18 protein-coding genes are annotated in these 22,290 nt (G+C 56.6%); 12 read left to right on the forward strand and 6 right to left on the reverse strand.

The genetic code is table 11. The features are described 5' to 3' along the window. Positions 1 to 11: 11 nt before the first annotated feature. The 5 genes from spoT (at position 12) to fpr (ending at position 6,980) form a co-directional block, all read left to right on the forward strand. Positions 12 to 2,135: a bifunctional GTP diphosphokinase/guanosine-3',5'-bis pyrophosphate 3'-pyrophosphohydrolase gene (gene spoT / locus ACMYSO_RS13360; protein WP_434665201.1), complete on the forward strand. Its 2,124-nt coding sequence runs from the start codon at positions 12 to 14 to the stop codon at positions 2,133 to 2,135. Positions 2,136 to 2,145: 10 nt separating this feature from the next. Further along, a complete protein-coding gene (trmH, locus tag ACMYSO_RS13365; RefSeq protein WP_434665203.1) occupies positions 2,146 to 2,919 on the forward strand; it encodes a tRNA (guanosine(18)-2'-O)-methyltransferase TrmH in 774 nt (257 codons plus the stop codon). Between the two features lies 1 nt (position 2,920). Further along, the gene (recG, locus tag ACMYSO_RS13370) at positions 2,921 to 5,002 is read left to right on the forward strand and encodes an ATP-dependent DNA helicase RecG (protein WP_434665205.1); all 2,082 of its coding nucleotides are present in this window, start codon (positions 2,921 to 2,923) and stop codon (positions 5,000 to 5,002) included. A 68-nt stretch (positions 5,003 to 5,070) separates the two neighbouring features. Next, positions 5,071 to 6,081 (forward strand): class II fructose-bisphosphatase, encoded by a 1,011-nt coding sequence (gene glpX, locus ACMYSO_RS13375; protein WP_434665207.1) that lies wholly within the window; start codon positions 5,071 to 5,073, stop codon positions 6,079 to 6,081. 152 nt (positions 6,082 to 6,233) lie between these two features. After that, positions 6,234 to 6,980, forward strand: a complete 747-nt coding sequence (gene fpr / locus ACMYSO_RS13380) for a ferredoxin--NADP(+) reductase (RefSeq protein ID WP_123757095.1) — start codon at positions 6,234 to 6,236, stop codon at positions 6,978 to 6,980. Here fpr and ACMYSO_RS13385 read toward each other — a convergent pair whose 3' ends face one another. Further along, complete coding sequence (locus tag ACMYSO_RS13385) at positions 6,981 to 7,409, reverse strand: DUF805 domain-containing protein (RefSeq protein ID WP_434665211.1); 429 nt, start codon at positions 7,407 to 7,409, stop codon at positions 6,981 to 6,983. It lies immediately after the preceding gene. A 112-nt stretch (positions 7,410 to 7,521) separates the two neighbouring features. Between ACMYSO_RS13385 and ACMYSO_RS13390 the strand changes: the two genes are divergently transcribed. Both ACMYSO_RS13390 and tpiA read left to right on the forward strand, forming a co-directional pair. Continuing rightward, positions 7,522 to 8,121, forward strand: a complete 600-nt coding sequence (locus tag ACMYSO_RS13390; protein WP_434582507.1) for a DUF1454 family protein — start codon at positions 7,522 to 7,524, stop codon at positions 8,119 to 8,121. Positions 8,122 to 8,230: 109 nt separating this feature from the next. Next, complete coding sequence (gene tpiA, locus ACMYSO_RS13395; protein WP_434582506.1) at positions 8,231 to 8,998, forward strand: triose-phosphate isomerase; 768 nt, start codon at positions 8,231 to 8,233, stop codon at positions 8,996 to 8,998. A 68-nt stretch (positions 8,999 to 9,066) separates the two neighbouring features. Here tpiA and ACMYSO_RS13400 read toward each other — a convergent pair whose 3' ends face one another. From ACMYSO_RS13400 to zapB, 4 genes are all read right to left on the reverse strand, one after another. Continuing rightward, entirely contained in the window at positions 9,067 to 10,371 is a 1,305-nt protein-coding gene (locus tag ACMYSO_RS13400; RefSeq protein ID WP_434665213.1) for an SLC13 family permease, read from the reverse strand. A gap of 73 nt (positions 10,372 to 10,444) precedes the next feature. Beyond that, entirely contained in the window at positions 10,445 to 11,200 is a 756-nt protein-coding gene (locus ACMYSO_RS13405) for a CDP-diacylglycerol diphosphatase (protein WP_434665216.1), read from the reverse strand. 92 nt (positions 11,201 to 11,292) lie between these two features. Beyond that, positions 11,293 to 12,282 (reverse strand): sulfate ABC transporter substrate-binding protein, encoded by a 990-nt coding sequence (locus ACMYSO_RS13410; protein WP_434665218.1) that lies wholly within the window; start codon positions 12,280 to 12,282, stop codon positions 11,293 to 11,295. A gap of 158 nt (positions 12,283 to 12,440) precedes the next feature. Continuing rightward, on the reverse strand, positions 12,441 to 12,686 hold the full coding sequence (gene zapB, locus ACMYSO_RS13415) for a septal ring assembly protein ZapB (protein ID WP_095102595.1): 246 nt from the start codon (positions 12,684 to 12,686) through the stop codon (positions 12,441 to 12,443). A gap of 558 nt (positions 12,687 to 13,244) precedes the next feature. Between zapB and ACMYSO_RS13420 the strand changes: the two genes are divergently transcribed. Both ACMYSO_RS13420 and glpK read left to right on the forward strand, forming a co-directional pair. Continuing rightward, positions 13,245 to 14,090 carry an MIP/aquaporin family protein gene (locus ACMYSO_RS13420; protein WP_123757087.1) on the forward strand — a complete coding sequence of 282 codons (846 nt, stop codon included), beginning with the start codon at positions 13,245 to 13,247 and terminating at the stop codon, positions 14,088 to 14,090. A 21-nt stretch (positions 14,091 to 14,111) separates the two neighbouring features. After that, complete coding sequence (gene glpK, locus ACMYSO_RS13425; protein ID WP_434665220.1) at positions 14,112 to 15,620, forward strand: glycerol kinase GlpK; 1,509 nt, start codon at positions 14,112 to 14,114, stop codon at positions 15,618 to 15,620. Between the two features lie 159 nt (positions 15,621 to 15,779). On the opposite strand, the gene gltS is transcribed toward glpK, so the two are convergent. Further along, on the reverse strand, positions 15,780 to 16,982 hold the full coding sequence (gene gltS, locus ACMYSO_RS13430; protein ID WP_123757085.1) for a sodium/glutamate symporter: 1,203 nt from the start codon (positions 16,980 to 16,982) through the stop codon (positions 15,780 to 15,782). Between the two features lie 285 nt (positions 16,983 to 17,267). Between gltS and ACMYSO_RS13435 the strand changes: the two genes are divergently transcribed. The 3 genes from ACMYSO_RS13435 (at position 17,268) to ACMYSO_RS13445 (ending at position 22,290) form a co-directional block, all read left to right on the forward strand. Further along, positions 17,268 to 18,659 carry a nucleobase:cation symporter-2 family protein gene (locus tag ACMYSO_RS13435; RefSeq protein ID WP_123757084.1) on the forward strand — a complete coding sequence of 464 codons (1,392 nt, stop codon included), beginning with the start codon at positions 17,268 to 17,270 and terminating at the stop codon, positions 18,657 to 18,659. Positions 18,660 to 18,817: 158 nt separating this feature from the next. Continuing rightward, the gene (locus ACMYSO_RS13440) at positions 18,818 to 20,527 is read left to right on the forward strand and encodes an AsmA family protein (protein WP_434665222.1); all 1,710 of its coding nucleotides are present in this window, start codon (positions 18,818 to 18,820) and stop codon (positions 20,525 to 20,527) included. 203 nt (positions 20,528 to 20,730) lie between these two features. Then, positions 20,731 to 22,290 carry a PTS transporter subunit EIIC gene (locus ACMYSO_RS13445; protein ID WP_434582498.1) on the forward strand — a complete coding sequence of 520 codons (1,560 nt, stop codon included), beginning with the start codon at positions 20,731 to 20,733 and terminating at the stop codon, positions 22,288 to 22,290.

The following is a 22,290-nucleotide window of genomic DNA, read 5'->3' on the forward strand; positions in this document are numbered from 1 at the left end:
GTGGGTCGCCCTTGTATCTGTTTGAAAGCCTGAATCAGCTGATTCAACACTACCTGCCGGAAGAGCAAATCAAGCGTCTTCGGCAGGCCTATCTCGTTGCACGTGACGCTCACGAGGGCCAGACACGTTCAAGCGGTGAACCCTACATCACGCACCCGGTGGCGGTAGCCTGCATTCTGGCCGAGATGAAACTCGACCACGAAACGCTAATGGCTGCGCTGCTGCATGACGTGATTGAAGATACCCCTGCCACCTACCAGGACATGGAGCAGCTCTTTGGCAAAAGCGTTGCCGAGCTGGTAGAAGGGGTATCGAAACTTGATAAACTCAAGTTCCGCGATAAGAAAGAGGCGCAGGCCGAAAACTTCCGCAAAATGATTATGGCGATGGTGCAGGATATCCGCGTCATCCTCATCAAACTTGCCGACCGAACCCACAATATGCGTACGCTGGGCTCACTTCGCCCGGATAAACGCCGCCGTATTGCCCGTGAAACGCTGGAGATCTACAGCCCGCTGGCTCACCGTTTAGGTATCCATCACATCAAAACCGAGCTCGAAGAGCTGGGCTTTGAAGCGCTGTACCCCAACCGTTATCGCGTGATCAAAGAAGTCGTCAAAGCGGCGCGCGGCAACCGTAAAGAGATGATTCAAAAGATCCTCTCCGAAATTGAAGGGCGTTTGCAGGAAGCGGGAATCCCCTGTCGCGTCAGCGGTCGCGAAAAGCATCTGTACTCCATCTACTGCAAGATGGTGCTGAAAGAGCAGCGTTTTCACTCGATCATGGACATCTACGCCTTCCGCGTGATCGTGCATGATGCCGACACCTGTTACCGCGTGCTTGGCCAGATGCACAGCCTTTACAAGCCACGTCCCGGTCGTATGAAAGATTACATCGCCATTCCGAAAGCGAACGGCTATCAATCTTTGCATACCTCGATGATCGGCCCGCACGGTGTTCCGGTTGAAGTACAAATTCGTACTGAAGACATGGATCAGATGGCAGAAATGGGGGTTGCGGCACACTGGGCTTATAAAGAGCACGGTGGCGAAAGCAGCACCACCGCACAAATCCGCGCACAGCGCTGGATGCAGAGCCTGCTGGAACTGCAGCAAAGTGCCGGTAGCTCGTTTGAATTTATCGAGAGCGTCAAATCCGATCTGTTCCCGGATGAGATTTACGTTTTCACCCCGGAAGGACGTATTGTCGAACTGCCCGCTGGCGCCACGCCGGTGGACTTCGCCTATGCGGTGCATACCGATATCGGCCATGCCTGCGTCGGGGCGCGCGTCGACCGCCAGCCGTATCCGCTGTCGCAGTCGCTCTCCAGCGGCCAGACGGTGGAGATTATCACCGCACCGGGTGCACGTCCGAATGCCGCGTGGCTGAACTTTGTCGTCAGCTCGAAAGCGCGCGCCAAAATTCGCCAACTGCTGAAAAACCTCAAGCGCGATGACTCCGTCAGCCTGGGTCGCCGCCTGCTCAACCATGCGCTGGGTGGTAGCCGCAAACTGGCTGAAATCCCGCCGGAGAGCATTCAGCGCGAACTCGAGCGTATGAAGCTGGCGAGTCTTGACGACCTGCTGGCAGAAATCGGCCTCGGCAACGCCATGAGCGTGGTGGTAGCGAAAAACCTGCAACAAGGCGAAACCACCGTCAGCGCACCGACACAAGGAAACGCTTCAGGCCACGGTCATCTGCCGATTAAAGGCGCCGACGGGGTTCTGATTACCTTTGCGAAGTGCTGCCGTCCGATTCCAGGCGACCCGATTATCGCTCACGTCAGCCCTGGTAAAGGCCTGGTCATTCACCATGAGTCCTGTCGTAACATTCGTGGCTACCAGAAAGAGCCCGAGAAGTTTATGGCCGTCGAGTGGGATAAAGAGACCGCGCAGGAGTTTATTACCGAAATTAAGGTGGATATGTTTAACCACCAGGGTGCCCTGGCGAATCTCACCGCGGCGATTAACACCGCCTCCTCCAATATTCAGAGCCTGAATACGGAAGAAAAAGATGGCCGCGTGTACAGCGCCTTTATCCGCCTCACGGCGCGCGACCGCGTGCATCTGGCGAATATCATGCGCAAAATTCGCGTCATGCCGGATGTGATAAAAGTCACCCGTAACCGTAACTAGAACTCGTTTTATGAATATTCAACGTTATGCACGTATTTGTGAGATGCTCGCCAGGCGTCAGCCCGACCTGACGGTCTGCATGGAGCAGGTCCATAAACCTCATAACGTGTCGGCGGTGGTTCGTACTGCAGATGCCGTTGGTGTCCATGAAGTACACGCTGTCTGGCCCAGCAGTCGTATGCATACCATGGTCTCTGCCGCCGCCGGAAGCAACAGTTGGGTGCAGGTCAAAACCCACCGCAGCATTGGCGATGCCGTCGGCCATTTAAAGGGCCAGGGCATGCAAATCCTTGCGACGCATCTCTCTGATAAAGCCGTTGATTTTCGCGAGATCGACTACACCCGCCCCACCTGCATCCTGATGGGCCAGGAAAAAACCGGCATCACTCAGGAAGCCTTAGCGCTGGCTGACCAGGATATCATCATCCCGATGACGGGCATGGTGCAATCGCTCAACGTCTCCGTTGCCTCTGCTCTGATCCTCTACGAAGCGCAACGTCAGCGGCAAAATGCGGGCATGTATCAACGCGAGAACAGCATGCTGCCGGAAGAAGAGCAGCAGCGTCTGCTGTTTGAAGGGGGCTATCCGGTTCTGGCCAGAGTCGCCAGGCAAAAAGGGCTGCCTTACCCACACGTAAACGTGCAAGGAGAAGTCGAAGCCGATGCGCAATGGTGGGCCACCATGCAGGCTGTCGGCACAGTCGAATCGCAAAGCCGTCGTCGTATCCCGCGCCCTACCCCTGGAGCAGACCAGCAAAAGCACAACCTGATGGATGACGAGTAACATGGCAGGCCGCCTGTTAGATGCAGTGCCGCTCAACTCGCTCACCGGCGTAGGGGCAGCACAAAGCAGCAAACTGGCAAAAATCGGCCTGCATACGGTGCAGGATCTCCTGCTACACCTGCCGCTACGCTATGAAGACCGTACCCATCTTTATCAAATAGGCGAGCTGCTGCCAGGGGTATATGCCACCGTCGAGGGCGAAGTCCTCAGCAGCAACATCACCTTTGGCGGTCGCCGGATGATGACCTGTCAGATCAGCGACGGCTCCGGCATCCTCACCATGCGCTTCTTCAACTTCAACGCCGCCATGAAAAATAGCCTGGCGACCGGTCGGCGCGTGTTGGCCTACGGCGAAGCCAAACGCGGCAAATACGGGGCGGAGATGATCCACCCGGAATATCGCGTACAGGGCGACATGAGCACCCCTGAGCTTCAGGAAACCCTGACGCCGGTCTACCCAACCACCGAAGGCATCAAGCAGGCCACGCTGCGTAAGCTGACCGATCAGGCGTTGGAACTGCTGGAAACCTGCGCTATCGCCGAGCTACTGCCGCCCGAACTGGCTCAGGGGATGATGAGCCTGCCGGAGGCGCTGCGCACCCTGCACCGGCCACCACCATCGTTACAACTGAGCGATCTGGAAAGCGGTAAGCACCCGGCACAGCAACGCTTAATTCTGGAAGAGCTGCTGGCGCATAACCTCAGCATGCTGGCGCTGCGCGCCGGCGCACAGCGTTATCACGCTCTGCCGCTGAGCGCCAATGACACCTTAAAACATCAGCTGCTTGCCGCCCTGCCCTTTAAACCAACCGCTGCACAGGCGCGGGTCAGCGCGGAGATCGAGCGCGATATGGCGCTCGACGTGCCGATGATGCGCCTTGTTCAGGGCGACGTTGGCTCCGGCAAGACGCTGGTCGCCGCCCTTGCGGCGCTGCGGGCCATCGCCCACGGCAAGCAGGTGGCGCTGATGGCGCCGACCGAACTGCTGGCAGAACAGCACGCCACCAACTTCCGACAGTGGTTTGCCCCGCTGGGCATTGAAGTGGGCTGGCTGGCGGGTAAACAGAAAGGGAAAGCGCGACAGGCTCAGCAGGAAGCGATCGCCAGCGGTCAGGTACAGATGATCGTCGGCACCCATGCCATTTTTCAGGAGCAGGTGCAGTTCAACGGTCTGGCGCTGGTGATTATCGATGAGCAGCACCGTTTCGGCGTCCACCAGCGGCTGGCGCTGTGGGAAAAAGGCCAGCAGCAAGGCTTCCATCCCCATCAGTTGATCATGACCGCCACGCCGATTCCGCGCACCCTGGCGATGACCGCCTATGCCGATCTCGATACCTCGGTTATTGACGAACTGCCTCCGGGCCGTACGCCGGTCACCACGGTCGCCATTCCCGATACCCGCCGCCACGATATTATTGACCGGGTGCGCAACGCCTGCACTCAGGAAGGGCGTCAGGCCTACTGGGTCTGCACGCTGATTGAAGAGTCCGACCTGCTGGAAGCGCAGGCGGCAGAAGCCACCTGGGAAGAGCTAAAACTCGCGCTGCCGGAGCTGAATATTGGCCTGGTACACGGCCGTATGAAACCCGCCGACAAACAGGCGGTCATGCAGGCCTTTAAAGTGGGTGAGCTGCATCTGCTGATCGCCACCACGGTTATCGAAGTCGGGGTGGATGTCCCCAACGCCAGCCTGATGATCATCGAAAACCCAGAGCGTCTGGGGCTGGCGCAGCTGCACCAGCTCAGAGGGCGCGTCGGCCGCGGCGCGGTCGCCTCTCACTGCGTGCTACTCTATAAATCGCCGCTGTCGAAAACAGCGCAAAAACGGCTGCAGGTGCTGCGCGACAGCAACGACGGTTTCGTCATTGCCCAAAAAGACCTGGAAATTCGCGGTCCAGGCGAACTGCTCGGTACCCGGCAGACGGGAAGCGCCGAATTTAAAGTCGCCGATCTGCTGCGCGATCAGGCCATGATCCCCGACGTTCAGCGCATCGCCCGCCATATTCACGAACGTTATGCCCAGCAGGCCCAGGCGCTTATCGAGCGCTGGATGCCGGAAACCGAACGCTATTCCAACGCCTGACGTCCCGTCTGCGCCCGCAGGGTCGGGCCGTGACGCCTGGCACAATGTATCTTCACAACGAGTGGATTATGAAACGAGAACTGGCCATCGAATTTTCGCGTGTCACCGAAGCTGCCGCCCTGGCAGGCTATAAATGGTTGGGCCGTGGTGATAAAAACACCGCCGATGGCGCAGCGGTCAACGCCATGCGCATTATGCTCAACCTGATCAATATCGATGGCACCATCGTGATTGGCGAGGGTGAAATTGATGAAGCGCCGATGCTGTTTATCGGCGAGAAGGTCGGCACCGGCAACGGCGATGCGGTGGATATTGCCGTGGACCCGATCGAAGGGACCCGTATGACGGCGATGGGCCAGGCAAACGCCCTGGCGGTGATGGCGGTCGGCGATAAAGGCTGCTTCCTCAACGCGCCGGATATGTACATGGAAAAACTGATTGTCGGTCCCGGGGCCAAAGGGGCCATCGACCTCAATCTGCCGCTGGTCGAAAACCTGCACAATATCGCCGCGGCGCTACAGAAACCACTGAGTGAGCTGACCGTGACCATTCTGGCCAAACCGCGCCACGATGCGGTCATTGCCGAGCTGCAACAGGCCGGCGTCCGGGTCTTCGCGATCCCGGATGGCGACGTCGCAGCGTCGATTCTGACCTGCATGCCGGACAGCGAAGTCGACGTGCTGTATGGCATCGGCGGCGCGCCAGAAGGGGTAGTCTCTGCGGCGGTGATCCGCGCGCTGGATGGCGACATGCAGGGCCGTCTGCTGGCACGCCATGTCGTCAAAGGCGATACCGAAGAGAACCGCCGCATCGGCGAAAATGAGCTGGCACGTTGCAAAGCGATGGGCATCGAAGCGGGCAAAGTGCTGCGCCTGGACGAGATGGCCCGCAGTGATAACGTCGTATTCTCCGCCACCGGCATCACCAAAGGCGATCTGCTGGACGGCATCACCCGCAAAGGGAATATGGCCACCACCGAAACGCTGCTGATCCGCGGCAAATCCCGCACCATTCGCCGTATTCAGTCCATTCATTATCTCGACCGTAAAGATCCGGACATCCAGCTGCACATTCTGTAAGGCTGGATGAAAAACGGCGAGCGGGCTTCCCCCGGCTCGCCTGTTCCGTCACGGGAATATTTGATCAATAGAGCTTTTCTACCCCGTCGGGCTGGAAATCTTTGCCGTGTGCAACGAAGATAAGGCAACGCTTCGCGCAACGGGAGAAGAAGATGGCGGACTGGGTTAGCGGCAAAGTAACAAAAGTGACGTTCTGGACCGATACGTTGTTCAGCTTGTACCTCCACGCGCCGGTTCAACCGTTCACCGCCGGGCAGTTTGCCAAGCTCGGGCTGGAGATCGACGGTGAGCGTGTGCAGCGCGCCTACTCTTACGTGAATGCGCCGGGCAATCCCGATCTTGAGTTTTACCTGGTCACCGTACCGGAGGGCAAACTCAGCCCCCGCCTGGCGGCCTTGAAACCGGGCGATGAGGTACTGATTGTCAGCGAAGCCGCGGGCTTTTTTGTCCTCGAAGAGGTACCGGACTGCGACACCCTGTGGATGCTGGCAACGGGCACCGCTATCGGCCCCTATCTGTCCATTCTGCAGGAAGGCAAAGACCTTGAGCGCTTTAAAAACCTGGTGCTGGTCCACGCCGCTCGCTATGAAGCCGACCTCAGCTACCTGCCGTTGATGCGTGAATTAGCACAACGCTATGGCGGAAAACTGCGGATTCAAACCGTCGTAAGCCGCGAGGCCGCGCCGGGTTCGCTGACCGGGCGACTGCCCTTCCTGATTGAAACCGGCGCACTCGAAGAGGCCGTTGGCCTGCCGATGACGGCGGACACCAGCCACGTGATGCTGTGCGGTAATCCGCAGATGGTGCGTGACACTCAGCAGCTGTTGAAAGAGACCCGCGAGATGACCAAACATCTGCGTCGCCGGCCGGGCCACATGACTGCCGAGCATTACTGGTAATCAGGACGCCGCTTTCCAGCGCACATCCAGCGTCTCTTTGCCAAATTTATTCTCGCCCTGGGTGCCCACAAACGCCCCCAGGTCGATGAGCATCATGACGATAATTAAAGTGGGGATAAACCGCCCTACGCCCCATTGCCAGACGCCGGGCAGCATCGCCCAGTTGCCAGCCAGCAGCATCCACGCCAGCACCATCAGCAACGCCCACAGCCCCGATTTTCCCCGGTCATGCAGTCGCTTAATGGTTACCGCCGCCGTCGGCCACAGTAGGCAGACCAGCATGAACGCCGCGGTCTGCAAATTGAGTAAGTTGGTGCCGGCCAGGGTAAACAGCACGCACATGGCCAGGACCCAGATCGCCATCCAGATCCAGAAATCACGGCGTCCGATACGCCCTTTTATTGAGAACATCCACTGCTGTAGGGTCATGTTTTATTCCTTACCATCATCATTCGCGTAGTTTACCCTGAAGCTGCCACTTTTTGACAAGCGCGACGGTTCCCGTTTTAATCGTCAGCAGATAAAAAAAGGAAAGACTGACATGAAGATGTGGACGACATTGTGTTTTATAGGGCTGACAGCGTTATCTGTCGGCCAGAAGGCATTGTCCGCAGAGCCAGAATCTTCCGCCACAGCCCCCTATCTGCTGGCGGGCGCCCCCACCTTTGATATGTCCATCAGCGAGTTTCGGGAAAAATTCAACGCCGACAATCCAAAGCTCCCGCTGAATGAGTTTCGCGCTATCGCCTCTAACCGCGACCGGGAAAACCTGACGCGAGCGGCAAGCAAAATTAATGAGAATCTCTATGCCTCCGCGGCACTGGAGCGCGGGACGCTGAAAATAAAATCAATGCAGATCACCTGGCTGCCTATTCAGGGGCCGGAGCAGAAAGCCGCCAAAGCCAAAGCACAGCTCTATATGAGCGCCGTATTGTGCGCCTTTGTCCCCACCATAAGCCTGGCGCAGAGCCAGCAAAAATTGCAGAAAATACTTGCCGCTGGCAAAGGCAAACGCTACTTCTCCGAAACGGAAGGCGCGATACGCTATGTGGTGGCAGACCACGGCGAAAAGGGGCTGACCTTCGCTGTTGAACCGATTAAGCTGGCGCTATCTGAATCGCTCGAGAGCAATAATAAATGACAAAAAGCAAAGCCTTTCCAGCGATGAATCTCTATACTGTTTGACAGACCATGCTGCCCTTCCGGGCGGCTATATTCCTTAATTCGCTTAAGTAGCGTGGAGAATTAAAATGCGACATCCTTTAGTGATGGGTAACTGGAAACTGAACGGCAGCCGCCACATGGTAAACGAACTGATCGCGAACCTGCGTACCGAACTGGCTGGCGTTTCTGGCTGTGCCGTTGCGATCGCTCCGCCAGAAATGTACATCGACCTGGCTAAGCACGCGGCAGAAGGTAGCCATATTCACCTGGGCGCGCAGAACGTAGACCTGAACCAGTCCGGCGCATTTACCGGTGAAACCTCCGCTCAAATGCTGAAAGATGTCGGTGCTGAATACATCATCATCGGTCACTCTGAGCGTCGTACTTACCACAAAGAATCTGACGAGTTCATCGCTAAGAAATTCGCCGTGCTGAAAGAGCAGGGTCTGATCCCAGTACTGTGCATTGGTGAAACCGAAGCGGAAAACGAAGCGGGCAAAACTGAAGAAGTGTGTGCACGCCAGATCGACGCCGTTCTGACCACTCAGGGCGCAGCCGCCTTCGAAGGCGTGGTTATCGCTTACGAACCAGTATGGGCTATCGGTACCGGCAAATCCGCAACTCCGGCTCAGGCTCAGGCCGTGCACAAATTCATCCGCGATCACATTGCTAAAGCTGACGCAAAAATCGCTGAGCAGGTCATCATCCAGTACGGCGGCTCTGTTAACGCATCCAACGCCGCAGAGCTGTTCACTCAGCCGGATATCGACGGCGCGCTGGTTGGCGGTGCATCCCTGAAAGCAGACGCTTTCGCGGTGATCGTGAAAGCAGCAGAAGCAGCGAAAAAAGCGTAATTCAATACGCCGGGAAACCCCGACGAGATGGATTCGTAACCCGGCTTAGCCTGCTAAGCCGGGTTTTTTTATAGTTTCCCCAACGCCTGATACCACAGATAATCCAGCGGCAGCAGAATCAAATAGCTCACCGCCGCCAGCGCAATACACAGCAGCATGCCGGAACGCGCCGGAACTTTCCCCAACGCCATCGCCACCACAATCGGTGAAGCCTGATACGGCAGCAGCGGTGTTGAATAGCCCAGCACCTGAATCATAATCACGCTTAACAGCGGGAAGCCGGTGGCATCGGCAAAACTCTGCGCAAACGTAGTGTACAGTGCCGGAACGCCGTTGGCGGTCATAATGAAGTTCAGGGCGCTGGTAATGCCGGTTAAAGCGAGGAAGCTGGTAAACGGACTCTCTTTATCGAGCGGCATCACGTGCAGCAGCGCATTGCCCACCACCTCGCCGATGCCGGTTTGGGTGACGGTAATCGCCAGCCCGAGGATCCCGGCGACGTAAATGCAGGTGCGAATATTCACGCCGCTGGAGAACTCCTCTCCGCTGATAAACCCGACGCGCGGCAGCAGCGTCACCACCGCAGCCGCCAGCCCGCTCCAGGCCGGACCGATGCCGTGCCAGCTCTCACTCACCCACAGCACCAGCACCACCGCCAGCAGCCACGCCAGACGCTTCTCATCGCGACTCATCGGCGACAAAGGTGTCAAATCGCGCGGTGGATGGGGTTTTCCAGGAAACAGCCAGCAAATCAGGGCGATCAATGCAGCGCCTTTCAGCCAGCCCAGCACCGGAGTGTGCAGCAGTAAATAGGGCAGATAGTTAAGGTGGATCCCATAGGAGCCTTCTGCCGCCCCGCTCATCACCAGGTTCGGGACGTTGGCGGGCAGAATGGTGGCCGACAGCTGGAACGTCCCAAAGCCCACCGCCAGCGCCAGCCCGAACCAGGGACGAGTGCCCTCTTCAATGCCCGCCCGCTTCGCCATCGCCGCGACAATCGGCATCAACAGCGCAATACGCCCCATGTTAGAGGGCATCACGAAGGCCAGCGCGTAGCTCAACAGCACCACGCTGGCGACCATCAGCGGCCAGGAGTCGGTTAAGCGCGCCGACAGCGCCCGCGCCGCTCTGTCTGCCAGACCGGTTTTACGAATCGCAATGCCCAGGACAAAACCGCTAAATACCAGCCAGAATGCCGACGAGGCAAAGCCGCCAAAAATCACTTCCGGCGGGGCGATTTTAGCCATCATGGCGGCGGCAAAAAACAGCAGCGCGGTCATAAATTCCGGCAGCAGCGAGGTCGCCCACAGCAGGATGGTGATGCCAACAATGATAGAAGGAATGAACAGAGGGTGGGAAAACCAGAGTGACATACCTGTCTCCTGTCGTTTTTTTCAGCAAGAATACGACGGACAGTAAGACAGGTAAATGCCAGATATAGTGGGGTTATCGCAGGATTGCGCAGCTATGATCCTGAATCTCTTCCGCCGAGGCACGATTGAGCGTCAGCAGGTTACGCTCGGTCGCTAACAGCACCAGCGAGCCGTCGCTCTGTTTCGCCATCGCCAGCGCAAAGCGCCCCATATGTTCGCGCGCTTCCGGCACTTCTTCCGCCAGCATCAGAAAAGGGCTGCGCTGCGCCAGCTCCGTCTCGGTGACCCGGCGGGCCAGATATTCGTGGCCCATTAAGCCGCCGGGCAGCGGCAGCCAGCGGCTACTAATCACGGAGGCTTCTTTATCCAGTTGCGTACGGACATCGGGCCGCAAGCAGGAAATATGGATATGGAAATGATTTTGCGTGCGTCCGCTACGCGAATTAATCGTCAATGAAACCGCTTCATCCGCTATAGCGGAGCCACGACGCTGGCTCATGATTTCGCGCCCCTGCCAGGCCTGCCAGAAGAAGTTCGGCGTCAGTGGGTCAAGCAGAAGAGGGCTTTCGGTGCCGTTAATGCGGTAAGTCGGCATCAGCAGATACTGGAGCGGGCCATTACGGTCTTTAAACAGGACATAGCCGCCCTTCAGGTTCACTTCCGCACAGGGCGCGGGATTTTGGTGCTGCTGTTGATTGGGAACACACTGTTGCAGAACAATTTTGCGCAACGCATCCGGATTGCCGGAATGGAGCCAATAGTAACCGCCCGCAATCGCCGCCAGAACCACCACCAGCAGCGTTAATAAAAGGTATCGCACTCTTCGCATTATGTTTTCCTGTCTAAGCCAGAACCGGAAGAGTAGCGCAGTTTGATGACTAAAAGATAACGCCCGGTGAGGAAACCGGGCGTTGGGGGAGATTAACGCTGACTGATTTGGTCGAAAGTACCGCCGTTAGAGAAGTGGGTTTTCTGCGCCTTGGTCCAGCCGCCGAACTCATCATCGATGGTAAACAGCTTCAGTTTCGGGAACTCACTCGCATATTTCTTCGCCACTTCCGGGTCACGTGGGCGATAGTAGTTCTTCGCTGCGATCTCCTGGCCCTGCGGTGAGTACAGGTACTTCAGGTAGGCTTCGGCCACCTGACGAGTGCCTTTTTTGTCCACCACTTTGTCCACCACGGAGACGGTCGGCTCTGCGAGAATCGATTCGCTCGGGGTAACAATTTCAAACTTATCTTTGCCCAGTTCATTCGCCGCCAGCAGCGCTTCGTTTTCCCACGCAATCAGCACGTCGCCGATACCGCGTTCAACAAAGGTGTTTGTCGAGCCACGAGCGCCTGAATCCAGCACTTCAACATTCTTATACAGGGCCTTCACAAAGTCCTGAGCCTTAGCCTGGTCGCCGTTATTCTGGTGCAGGGCATAACCCCATGCCGCCAGGTAATTCCAGCGCGCGCCACCGGAGCTTTTCGGGTTTGGCGTAATGACCGACACGCCCGGTTTAATCAAATCGTTCCAGTCATGGATCTGTTTCGGGTTGCCTTTACGAACCAGAAACACGATGGTTGAGGTATAAGGTGCGGAGTTATCCGGCAGGCGTTTCAGCCAGTTTTTATCGATACGACCGCGTTCAGCGATCGCGTCAACGTCATAGGCCAGTGCCAGGGTGACCACATCGGCTTCAATACCGTTGATGACCGACGTCGCCTGCTTGCCTGAACCGCCGTGCGACTGACGAATAACCACGTTGTCGCCCGTTTCCTGTTTCCAGTGTGCGCTGAACGCTTTGTTGTACTGTTCGTACAGTTCGCGCGTTGGATCATAAGATACGTTTAATAACTGAATGTCTTTTGCCAGAACGCTGGCGGATGCCAGCAACAGAGTTAACCCAACGCCCCACTTATTCATCGCACCGCTCTCTTTATGTCGTGTTGTGATGGGATAAGCGTGCCAGAAAGCGAACCAATGATTAAAGAATAAAAAAAGATTGGCTATAACTTGAGAGTATATATAACGCGGGGAAATGCTTACCCTCCCCCGAACAGGAGAGGGTGAGGACGAGAGGGTTACACTTCTTCCATGCGACCCAGCAGTGCCTGCAGACGATCCTGCCAGCCCTGCTGCTGTTCTCTCAGCTGACCGTTTTCACGTTCCAGCTCTTCACGGCTGTGCTGTGCGCCCTGAACTTCCTGCGCCAGCGTGTTGTTTTTTTCTTTCAGCTCTTCGATTTCCATCTGTAACAGAGTGATGGTATCAATCGCCTGCTGTACTTTTGATTCTAATTTCTCAAACACTTCTAATGACATCGTCATACCTCTCCTGAACTTGCAAGGCGTTGATAGAGTACTATCCCGTACACGCCGTCCTTCAAGCTGCTTCTGCGTTAGCGGGTTCGCCCCGGTCGCTTACTACAGTAAGCGGCTGAGGATTCATTCGCTGGCCGTTTTGACGCATCCCGAATGATGTTGTGTACCTACGCGGTGACGCCTTAACGAAAATAAGCGCGCTACAGTGATCATGCTGTCGATTGTATGAATCCCCGCCGTCCCTGTCCAGCGACAACCCGCGTAGATCGCGGTTTGCAACACTTTTCAGTCTTTACCTGGCGCATTCGGCGCTTTTCCCCGGAACTTCTCCCGCAATTGTTAATCAATGGGTTAACAAAAATCGCCATCAAACTGTCTTTGATGTGTCACAACACGCGTTTATAGCGCGAAATCGCTCATTTTCTTGACGCAGTACACACATTTATATTTCGATATTTCTCGTTTTTGTTCGTTAACGATAAATTAACACTATGCCTACATGGCAGCGTGGTCGCTTGCGACCTTCATACATACCATAATCACCACTTCGCTTCAGGATTCGATATGAGCCAAACATCAACATTAAAAGGCCAATGCATCGCAGAGTTCCTAGGTACCGGGTTGTTGATCTTTTTCGGGGTTGGATGCGTTGCCGCATTAAAAGTGGCAGGTGCCAGCTTCGGTCAGTGGGAAATCAGCATCATCTGGGGTCTGGGGGTGGCCATGGCTATCTATCTGACCGCGGGTGTTTCCGGTGCACACCTCAACCCTGCCGTCACGATCGCACTGTGGCTTTTTGCCTGCTTCGACGGGCGTAAAGTTGTACCCTTTATCTTTTCTCAATTTGCCGGCGCCTTTTGCGCTGCAGCGTTAGTTTACGGGCTTTACTACAATCTTTTCTTCGATTTCGAACACAGCCACAATATGGTGCGTGGCAGCGTCGAAAGTCTTGAGCTGGCCGGTATCTTCTCCACTTACCCGAACCCACATATCAATTTTGTGCAGGCATTCGCGGTAGAAATGGTGATTACCGCTATCCTGATGGGCGTGATTCTGGCGCTGACCGACGATGGCAACGGTATACCGCGTGGCCCGCTGGCACCGCTGTTGATTGGTCTGTTAATCGCCGTCATCGGCGCATCAATGGGGCCGCTGACTGGTTTTGCCATGAACCCGGCACGTGACCTGGGGCCAAAAACGTTCGCCTGGCTCGCCGGCTGGGGTGACGTCGCCTTTACCGGCGGCAAAGATATCCCTTATTTCCTGGTGCCGCTGTGCGCGCCGGTGGTGGGCGCCGCACTGGGCGCGTTCAGCTACCGCAAGCTGATTGGCCGCCATCTGCCATGCGACACCTGCGTCGAGGAAGAGAAAGAGACCTCCTCTACAACGCAACACAACGCTTCGCTGTAATCTGACTACGGGACACATACTATGACCGACAAAAAATATATCGTTGCGCTCGACCAGGGCACCACCAGCTCCCGGGCCGTTGTGATGGATCATGATGCCAATATCGTCAGCGTATCGCAGCGCGAATTTGAACAAATTTATCCGCGACCAGGCTGGGTTGAGCACGACCCGATGGAGATCTGGGCTTCCCAAAGCTCCACGCTGGTTGAAGTACTGGCGAAAGCCGATATTAGCTCCGATGAGATTGCCGCTATCGGCATCACCAACCAACGCGAAACCGCCATTGTGTGGGAACGCGAAACGGGCAAGCCGATTTATAACGCGATCGTCTGGCAGTGCCGTCGTACCGCCGAGATCTGTGAGCAACTGAAGCGTGACGGGATGGAAGAGTACATCCGTCAGGCCACCGGCCTGGTGGTTGACCCGTACTTCTCCGGGACCAAAGTAAAATGGATTCTGGACCACATTGAAGGTTCACGTGAGCGCGCAAAACGCGGCGAGCTGCTGTTTGGCACCGTGGATACCTGGCTGGTATGGAAAATGACCCAGGGCCGCGTCCACGTGACCGACTACACCAACGCCTCGCGTACCATGCTGTTCAATATTAACGATCTGGACTGGGACGATAAGATGCTCGACGCGCTGGATATTCCGCGCGCCATGCTGCCGGAAGTACGCAAGTCTTCCGAAGTGTACGGTCAGACCAACATCGGTGGTAAAGGCGGTACGCGTATTCCTATCGCCGGCATCGCGGGCGACCAGCAGGCGGCACTGTTCGGCCAGCTGTGCGTTAAAGAGGGGATGGCGAAGAACACCTACGGTACCGGCTGCTTTATGCTGATGAATACCGGTGAGAAAGCGGTGGCGTCGACTCACGGCCTGCTGACCACCATCGCCTGCGGTCCGCGTGGTGAAGTGAACTATGCGCTGGAAGGCGCGGTGTTTATGGCCGGTGCCTCTATTCAGTGGCTGCGCGACGAAATGAAACTGATTAACGACGCGTTCGATTCCGAATATTTCGCCACCAAGGTGAAAGATACCAACGGGGTGTATGTCGTCCCGGCGTTTACCGGCCTCGGCGCACCATACTGGGACCCGTATGCACGCGGCGCGATCTTCGGCCTGACCCGCGGGGTGAATGCCAACCACATTATCCGTGCAACCCTGGAATCTATTGCCTATCAGACACGTGATGTGCTGGAAGCGATGCAGGCGGACTCTGGTATTCGTCTGCACGCGCTGCGTGTCGACGGTGGTGCTGTCGCTAACAATTTCCTGATGCAGTTCCAGTCAGACATCCTGGGTACCCGCGTAGAACGCCCGGAAGTCCGTGAAGTCACCGCGTTGGGCGCCGCTTATCTGGCAGGCCTGGCCGTTGGCTTCTGGCAAAATCTGGATGAGCTGCAGGAGAAAGCCGTTATTGAACGCGAATTCCGCCCGGGGATCGAAACCACCGAGCGTAACTTCCGCTACAGCGGCTGGAAAAAAGCGGTGAAACGCGCCCTGGCGTGGGAAGAGCACGAAGAGTAAGTTCCCCCAGTCCCCGGTGGCGCGACGCTGACCGGGGCTACAGGCCGGCACGGATCTTTACCTGGCAATCCCGATCACAATCCCGGTCACATAGATAACTATGTGACCGGGATAAGCAAACGTAGTCAACGCACCTGTGGCCTGAAAGACGACAGGGATTTAGCCAAAGATCGGCAACAGCAGATACAGCTTAATCACCAACGCGTTCACAATATCGATAAAGAACGCCCCCACCATCGGCACCACCAGAAACGCCATATGCGACGGGCCAAAGCGGTCGGTAATCGCCTGCATATTGGCAATCGCCGTCGGCGTTGCGCCGAGACCAAAGCCACAGTGACCGGCAGCCAGCACCGCGGCATCATAGTTTTTGCCCATCATGCGGTAGGTGACGAAAATCGAATACAGCGCCATCGCCACCGCCTGCACCGCCAGGATGGCAAGCATCGGCAGCGCCAGCGAAGCCAGCTCCCACAGCTTCAGGCTCATCAGCGCCATGGCGAGGAACAGCGACAGGCTGACGTTACCCAGGATCGATACCGCCCGGTCAAACACGCGATAGAAGCCCGCCAGCGCCAGACCGTTGCTGAGGATCACGCCGATAAACAACACGCAGACAAAGGTCGGCAATTCCAGCACCGTTCCCATCAGCAGTTGCGCAACCACCTTCCCGAGCGTCAGACAGATTGCGATTAAGGCAATGCTCTCGATCAGCACCAGCGAGGTGATCATTCGGCCCATCTCAGGCTTTTCAAACGCGGTAGGCGCCAGCTGATCGTCCGGCGTTCCGTCCGGAGAAGAGGAGTGTTTAACCAGATAACGCGCGACCGGGCCGCCAATCAGGCCGCCCAGCACCAGACCGAAGGTGGCGCAGGCCATTGCCACTTCGGTGGCGTTGGCAAAACCGTAACGTTCAACAAACAACTTACTCCACGCCGCGCCGGTACCGTGGCCGCCGGAGAGGGTGATCGAACCGGCCAGCAGGCCCATCAGCGGGTCCAGGCCCAGCAGCTTCGCCATGCCAATGCCGAGAGCATTTTGCAGCAGCAGCAGACCCACCACCACAATCAGAAACGTCCCCAGAACTTTACCGCCTGCCCGCAGGCTGGCCAGGTTAGCGTTAAGCCCGATAGTCGCAAAGAACGCCAGCATCAGCGGGTCTTTCAGGCTCATATCAAAGTCGATTTCCCAACCCATGCTTTTTTTCAGCACCAGCAGCGCCAGCGCCACCAGCAGGCCGCCTGCAACAGGTTCAGGGATAGTGTATTTCTTCAGGAAGGGGACTTTCTGGACAAGTTGTCTGCCCAGAAGCAGCACCAAGGTTGCGGCAACGAGCGTCGATAAGGTATCGAGGTGAAACATAAAAAAGCTCCTTATTTGCGCATGATTCATTCACACGCGACGGTATTCCCGGTGTCGATATATTCTCGTCTTGAGAAATCGGAGCCAGATTTTAAGCAAAAGCACGTAGCAAATAACAGGAAAAGATAGTTTGTTTTGATATTGATGCGATCAAGCATACAAAATGTTAATAAAATTTCCTGTCTGGTTTTTTGTATAAAAATTTCCCGCCAAAGAGTGGCAAACGTTTGCTTTTGTACTACAGTCCGATAAAATTCCCGCTTTGATACTTTGGGAATGCTTGTGATGTCCGTTAATACCGCCGAGTCAGAAGTTGCGCAACCGGTTGCGTCGAAAACAACCAGCGAATTAATCTACCGTCTCGAAGACCGCCCGCCTTTACCACAAACCCTGTTTGCCGCCTTTCAGCACCTGCTGGCAATGTTTGTCGCGGTCATCACACCGGCGTTACTCATCTGCCAGGCGCTGGGCCTTCCGGCTCAGGATACCCAGCACATCATCAGCATGTCGCTGTTCGCTTCCGGCGTGGCATCCATCATCCAGATTAAAGCCTGGGGCCCGGTCGGCTCCGGTCTGCTCTCCATCCAGGGCACCAGTTTTAACTTCGTCGCCCCGCTGATTATGGGCGGAACCGCGCTAAAAACCGGCGGCGCCGACGTGCCAACGATGATGGCGGCGCTGTTCGGCACCCTGATGCTGGCAAGCTGCACAGAAATGGTCATTTCCCGCGTGCTGCACCTGGCCCGGCGAGTGATCACCCCGCTGGTCTCCGGCGTAGTGGTGATGATTATCGGCCTGTCGCTGATTCAGGTCGGCCTGACCTCAATTGGCGGCGGCTACGCGGCCATGGCGGACCATACTTTTGGCGCGCCGAAAAACCTGCTGCTGGCGGGCATCGTGCTGGCGCTGATTATTATTCTTAACCGTCAGCGCAACCCGTACCTGCGCATTGCGTCGCTGGTCATTGCCATGGCGGCGGGCTATCTGGCAGCCTGGCTGCTCGATATGCTGCCGGCCAATGCCGCTCCGGCCAACGACAGCCTGATCATGGTTCCAACGCCGCTCTACTACGGCCTCGGCATTGACTGGAGCCTGCTGCTGCCGCTAATGCTGGTGTTTATGATCACCTCGCTGGAAACCATCGGCGACATCACCGCGACCTCCGACGTTTCCGAGCAGCCGGTTTCCGGCCCGCTGTATATGAAACGCCTGAAAGGCGGTGTGCTGGCGAACGGCCTGAACTCCTTTGTTTCTGCCGTCTTCAACACCTTCCCGAACTCCTGTTTTGGCCAGAATAATGGCGTTATTCAGCTGACTGGTGTAGCCAGCCGCTATGTCGGTTTTGTGGTGGCGCTGATGCTGATCGTGCTTGGCCTGTTCCCGGCGGTCAGCGGCTTTGTTCAGCACATTCCTGAGCCGGTGCTGGGCGGCGCCACGCTGGTTATGTTCGGTACCATCGCCGCGTCCGGCGTGCGTATCGTCTCCCGCGAGCCACTGAACCGTCGTGCGATCCTGATTATCGCCCTGTCGCTGGCCGTCGGGCTCGGCGTGTCCCAGCAGCCGCTGATTTTGCAGTTCGCCCCTGACTGGCTGAAGAACCTGCTCTCCTCCGGGATTGCTGCCGGCGGTATTACGGCGATTGTCCTGAACCTGGTCTTCCCACCAGAGAAAAACTGATCCTGCCTTAACTTCCCCGGTCGCATTCGGCGGCCGGGGCATACCTGCGTATGACCCCTGCGGTAGCCTCACATCATCTGATTACACAATTCCTGTCTTGAGGATTGCGCATAATTCGGGCATAACAGCCTTATGTGCCTCGCTCAGGATGTAAGACCATGAAATTGCCTGGAAAGTTACTGCTCTGGCTGCTGACCGCCCTGCTGGTCGCGATCGTCGCCGCCTGGTTCCTGCTGCAGACCCATTGGGGCGCGCGTCAGGCCAGCGCCTGGCTGAGTGACGGCACCGGCTGGCAGGTCTCCTTTGACGAGATGGATCACGACTTCTCTTCACCGCTGCATCTGCAACTGCAAAATGTGACGTTCGGGCGCGACGGCAAGCCGCCTACGCTGGTCGCCAAAACGGTCGATATTGGCTTCAGTACCCGCCAGTTCAGCGACCCGCTGCACGCCGACGAGATTGTGCTGAGCGACGGGACATTAAACCTTTCCCCCTCCTCCGCCTCCTTACCTTTTGCCGCCGACCGCCTGCAGTTGCGCAATATGGCGTTTAACAGCCCGGAAACTGGCTGGGACCTGAGCGCCCAGCGCGTCACCGGCGGCGTCAGCCCCTGGGCGCCGGAAGCAGGCAATGTGCTGGGTAAAAAGGCGCAGATTCAGATGAGCGCCGGTTCGTTGACCCTCAACGGTGTTGATGCCAGCAACGTGTTGATTCAGGGCAGCCTCGATAACGGCGAGGTCACGCTCTCCACCCTCGGCGCCGATGTCGCTCGCGGGACGCTGACCGGTAACGCCAAACGCAACGCCGACGGCAGCTGGTTGGTGGATAATCTACAGCTCAACGAAATTCGCCTGCAGAGCGATAAATCGCTGGCGGACTTCTTCACCCCGCTGACCAGCATTCCTTCGCTGCAAATTGGCCGCCTTGATATGACCGATGCGCGCCTGCAGGGGCCGGACTGGGCGGTGACGGACCTCGACCTTAACCTGCGGAACCTGACCCTGAGCCACGGCGACTGGCAGAGCGAAGAGGGAACCCTGTCGATGAATGCCAGCGAGTTCATTAACGGCTCGCTGCATTTGCTCGACCCGATCGCCAATGCCGAATTTTCACCTCAGGGGATTGCCCTGCGCCAGTTTACGTCGCGCTGGGAAGGAGGAATGGTGCGCACTTCCGGTAACTGGTTGCGCGCCGGTAACGCGTTGGTGCTGGATGACGCCGCCTTTGCCGGGCTGGAGTACACCCTTCCTGAGAACTGGAAACAGCTGTGGATGGAGCCGCTGCCAGCCTGGCTGCAAAGCCTGACGCTGAAGAAATTCAGCGCCAGCCGTAACCTGGTGATCGACATCGATCCTACGTTCCCGTGGCAGATCACCGCCCTTGACGGTTACGGTGGCGAATTGCAGCTGGTGAAAGATCGTCGCTGGGGCGTCTGGAACGGTAACGCCACGCTGAATGCCGCTGCCGCGACCTTTAACCGCGTGGATGTCCGTCGCCCCTCGTTAAAACTGAGCGCCAACGCCTCCACGGTCAATATTAATGAGCTGAGCGCCTTTACCGAGCGCGGCATTCTGCAGGCTACCGCCGCGGTATCGCAACTTCCCCAGCGGCAGGTCACCCTGAGCCTCAACGGCCGCGGCGTGCCGCTGAATATTCTGCAGCAGTGGGGCTGGCCGGCCTTGCCGATTACCGGCGATGGTAACTTCCAGCTGACCGCTGGCGGCAGCGTGCTGGCAGAGGCGCCGCTGAAACCCACGGTAAACGGCCAGCTCAGTGCAGTAAATATGGATAAACAGCCGGTTGCGCAGACCATGCGCAACGGCGAGGTCACGACCGCCCAGGCCGCGCCAGCCCCTGTCGCCCCTTAAATCGTTCTTTCCTTCAGCCTTCTCCCCACCGGGAGAAGGCCTCTCATGCCGTCCCGTCACTGAAACCTGTTGCCATATTGCGGCTGTTTGTACCTATTTCCCGCAACCTGTTCCTTTCAAATAGCGGAATTGCTATAACAAAAATACTGGAAGTAAAAAAAATAATTAAAGTCCCTGTACCTACAAAAATAAAAGGAACAACTATGTCTGTAATACGTCAACATGCTCTGGAGAATATGCAAAAATTCTCCAGAGCAATGATCGGTGCAGTATTGTTCTTGCCGGTTATCGGTTTAATTCTGGCACTCAGTTCTGTCTTAACCAACCCCACATTAATTTCTGAAACCAGTTTCTTACATCAGCTGGGGCAGTTACTCGGCGATACCTTCTGGCCATTATTCGGTAATCTCGGATTACTGTTTTGCGTCGGTATTAGCTACGGTCTGGCAAAAGATAAAAAAACCGAAGTGGCACTGGTTTCGGTGATGTGTTTTATCATGTTTCTGGGCGCCAACCATTCGTGGCTGGAGCATACTCACGGTATTGCCGAAAAAATTAACGGCGAATATTACGGCACCGGCCAGACACAGCTTTTAGGGTTTGTGGTGGTCGATATGGGGGTTTTCCTCGGCATTATTCTCGGCTGCACTATCGCCTGGGTCCATAATAAAGTCTCAACGATTGAACTGCCCGGCGCGCTGTCGATGTACGGCGGCGCCAAGCTGACGCTGGTAGCCATGACGCCGGTGATCATCTTCTATGCTATCGCCTTCACCTGGATCTGGCCGTTTATGACGCACGGCATTGCGGCATTAACCGGGTTTATGAAAAATGCCGGCGTCGCGGGCGTCTTCGTCTACGGCTTCTTTGAAAAATTCCTTATCCCGACCGGCCTGCACCATTTCGTGTGGTCGCCGTTCCAGTTAACGCAAATCGGCGGCACGCTGAACGTTGACGGCCAGGTCGTTTCCGGCACCCAGGCCATTTTCCTCGCCTATATGCGCCATCCGGATCTGACCCCGGTGATGAACGACGCCCTGCGCTTCTCGCAGCAAGGGATGACCACCATCTTCGGCCTTGCCGGAGCCTCACTGGCGTTCTACCACACCGCAAAACCCGAGAAGAAAATGCTGGCCAAAGCGATTCTGCTGCCCGCCATCATCACCTCAATGCTGACCGGTATTACCGAACCCATTGAGTTCACCTTCCTGTTTGTTTCGCCGCTGTTGTGGGTTATTCACGCCACGCTCACCGCCGCATCCCAGGCAATTTGCGACATCTTTACCGTTCGTCCATGGGGCGCGTCGGGGTTGATCGAATTCCTGATTTATAACCTGCCACTGCCCGTGTCATTAACACGCTGGCCTGGCTATGTGCTGATCGGTATCGGCCAGTTTGGCGTCTACTACGTTATTTTCCGTACTCTGGTGGTTAAGCTGAATCTGAAAACACCAGGCCGCGAAGATGATGAAAACGTGAAGCTATATAGCAAAGCCGATTATCGCCAGAAGATGAATGATAAGTCGGCGGTGACAGATGAGATTATTAATGGCTTAGGCGGCAAAGATAATATTATTTCCGTGGACAATTGTTTTACCCGCCTGCGGGTTGCAATACGCAATATGGATCTGGTTGACGATGTCATATTAAAAAGCACCGGGGCTAACGGCGTCGTGCGCAACAGAAATGAAGTACAGGTTATTTATGGCGTCAAAGTGGGACAAGTCCGTTCCCGGGTTGATAGCTGGCTAGCAGAAAATTAA

The sequence above is a fragment of the Klebsiella sp. B345 genome (genome assembly GCF_051131735.1).
Classification (GTDB): Bacteria; Pseudomonadota; Gammaproteobacteria; order Enterobacterales; family Enterobacteriaceae; genus Klebsiella.

What these genes read in the sequence shown, in the direction of transcription:
- trmH (WP_434665203.1), top strand. Translation starts at nt 2,146, where the DNA reads ATGAATATTCAACGTTATGCACGTATTTGTGAGATGCTCGCCAGGCGT.
- recG (WP_434665205.1), top strand. Translation starts at nt 2,921, where the DNA reads ATGGCAGGCCGCCTGTTAGATGCAGTGCCGCTCAACTCGCTCACCGGC.
- glpX (WP_434665207.1), top strand. Translation starts at nt 5,071, where the DNA reads ATGAAACGAGAACTGGCCATCGAATTTTCGCGTGTCACCGAAGCTGCC.
- fpr (WP_123757095.1), top strand. Translation starts at nt 6,234, where the DNA reads ATGGCGGACTGGGTTAGCGGCAAAGTAACAAAAGTGACGTTCTGGACC.
- ACMYSO_RS13385 (WP_434665211.1), bottom strand. Translation starts at nt 7,409, where the DNA reads ATGACCCTACAGCAGTGGATGTTCTCAATAAAAGGGCGTATCGGACGC.
- ACMYSO_RS13390 (WP_434582507.1), top strand. Translation starts at nt 7,522, where the DNA reads ATGAAGATGTGGACGACATTGTGTTTTATAGGGCTGACAGCGTTATCT.
- tpiA (WP_434582506.1), top strand. Translation starts at nt 8,231, where the DNA reads ATGCGACATCCTTTAGTGATGGGTAACTGGAAACTGAACGGCAGCCGC.
- ACMYSO_RS13400 (WP_434665213.1), bottom strand. Translation starts at nt 10,371, where the DNA reads ATGTCACTCTGGTTTTCCCACCCTCTGTTCATTCCTTCTATCATTGTT.
- ACMYSO_RS13405 (WP_434665216.1), bottom strand. Translation starts at nt 11,200, where the DNA reads ATGCGAAGAGTGCGATACCTTTTATTAACGCTGCTGGTGGTGGTTCTG.
- ACMYSO_RS13410 (WP_434665218.1), bottom strand. Translation starts at nt 12,282, where the DNA reads ATGAATAAGTGGGGCGTTGGGTTAACTCTGTTGCTGGCATCCGCCAGC.
- zapB (WP_095102595.1), bottom strand. Translation starts at nt 12,686, where the DNA reads ATGACGATGTCATTAGAAGTGTTTGAGAAATTAGAATCAAAAGTACAG.
- ACMYSO_RS13420 (WP_123757087.1), top strand. Translation starts at nt 13,245, where the DNA reads ATGAGCCAAACATCAACATTAAAAGGCCAATGCATCGCAGAGTTCCTA.
- glpK (WP_434665220.1), top strand. Translation starts at nt 14,112, where the DNA reads ATGACCGACAAAAAATATATCGTTGCGCTCGACCAGGGCACCACCAGC.
- gltS (WP_123757085.1), bottom strand. Translation starts at nt 16,982, where the DNA reads ATGTTTCACCTCGATACCTTATCGACGCTCGTTGCCGCAACCTTGGTG.
- ACMYSO_RS13435 (WP_123757084.1), top strand. Translation starts at nt 17,268, where the DNA reads ATGTCCGTTAATACCGCCGAGTCAGAAGTTGCGCAACCGGTTGCGTCG.
- ACMYSO_RS13440 (WP_434665222.1), top strand. Translation starts at nt 18,818, where the DNA reads ATGAAATTGCCTGGAAAGTTACTGCTCTGGCTGCTGACCGCCCTGCTG.
- ACMYSO_RS13445 (WP_434582498.1), top strand. Translation starts at nt 20,731, where the DNA reads ATGTCTGTAATACGTCAACATGCTCTGGAGAATATGCAAAAATTCTCC.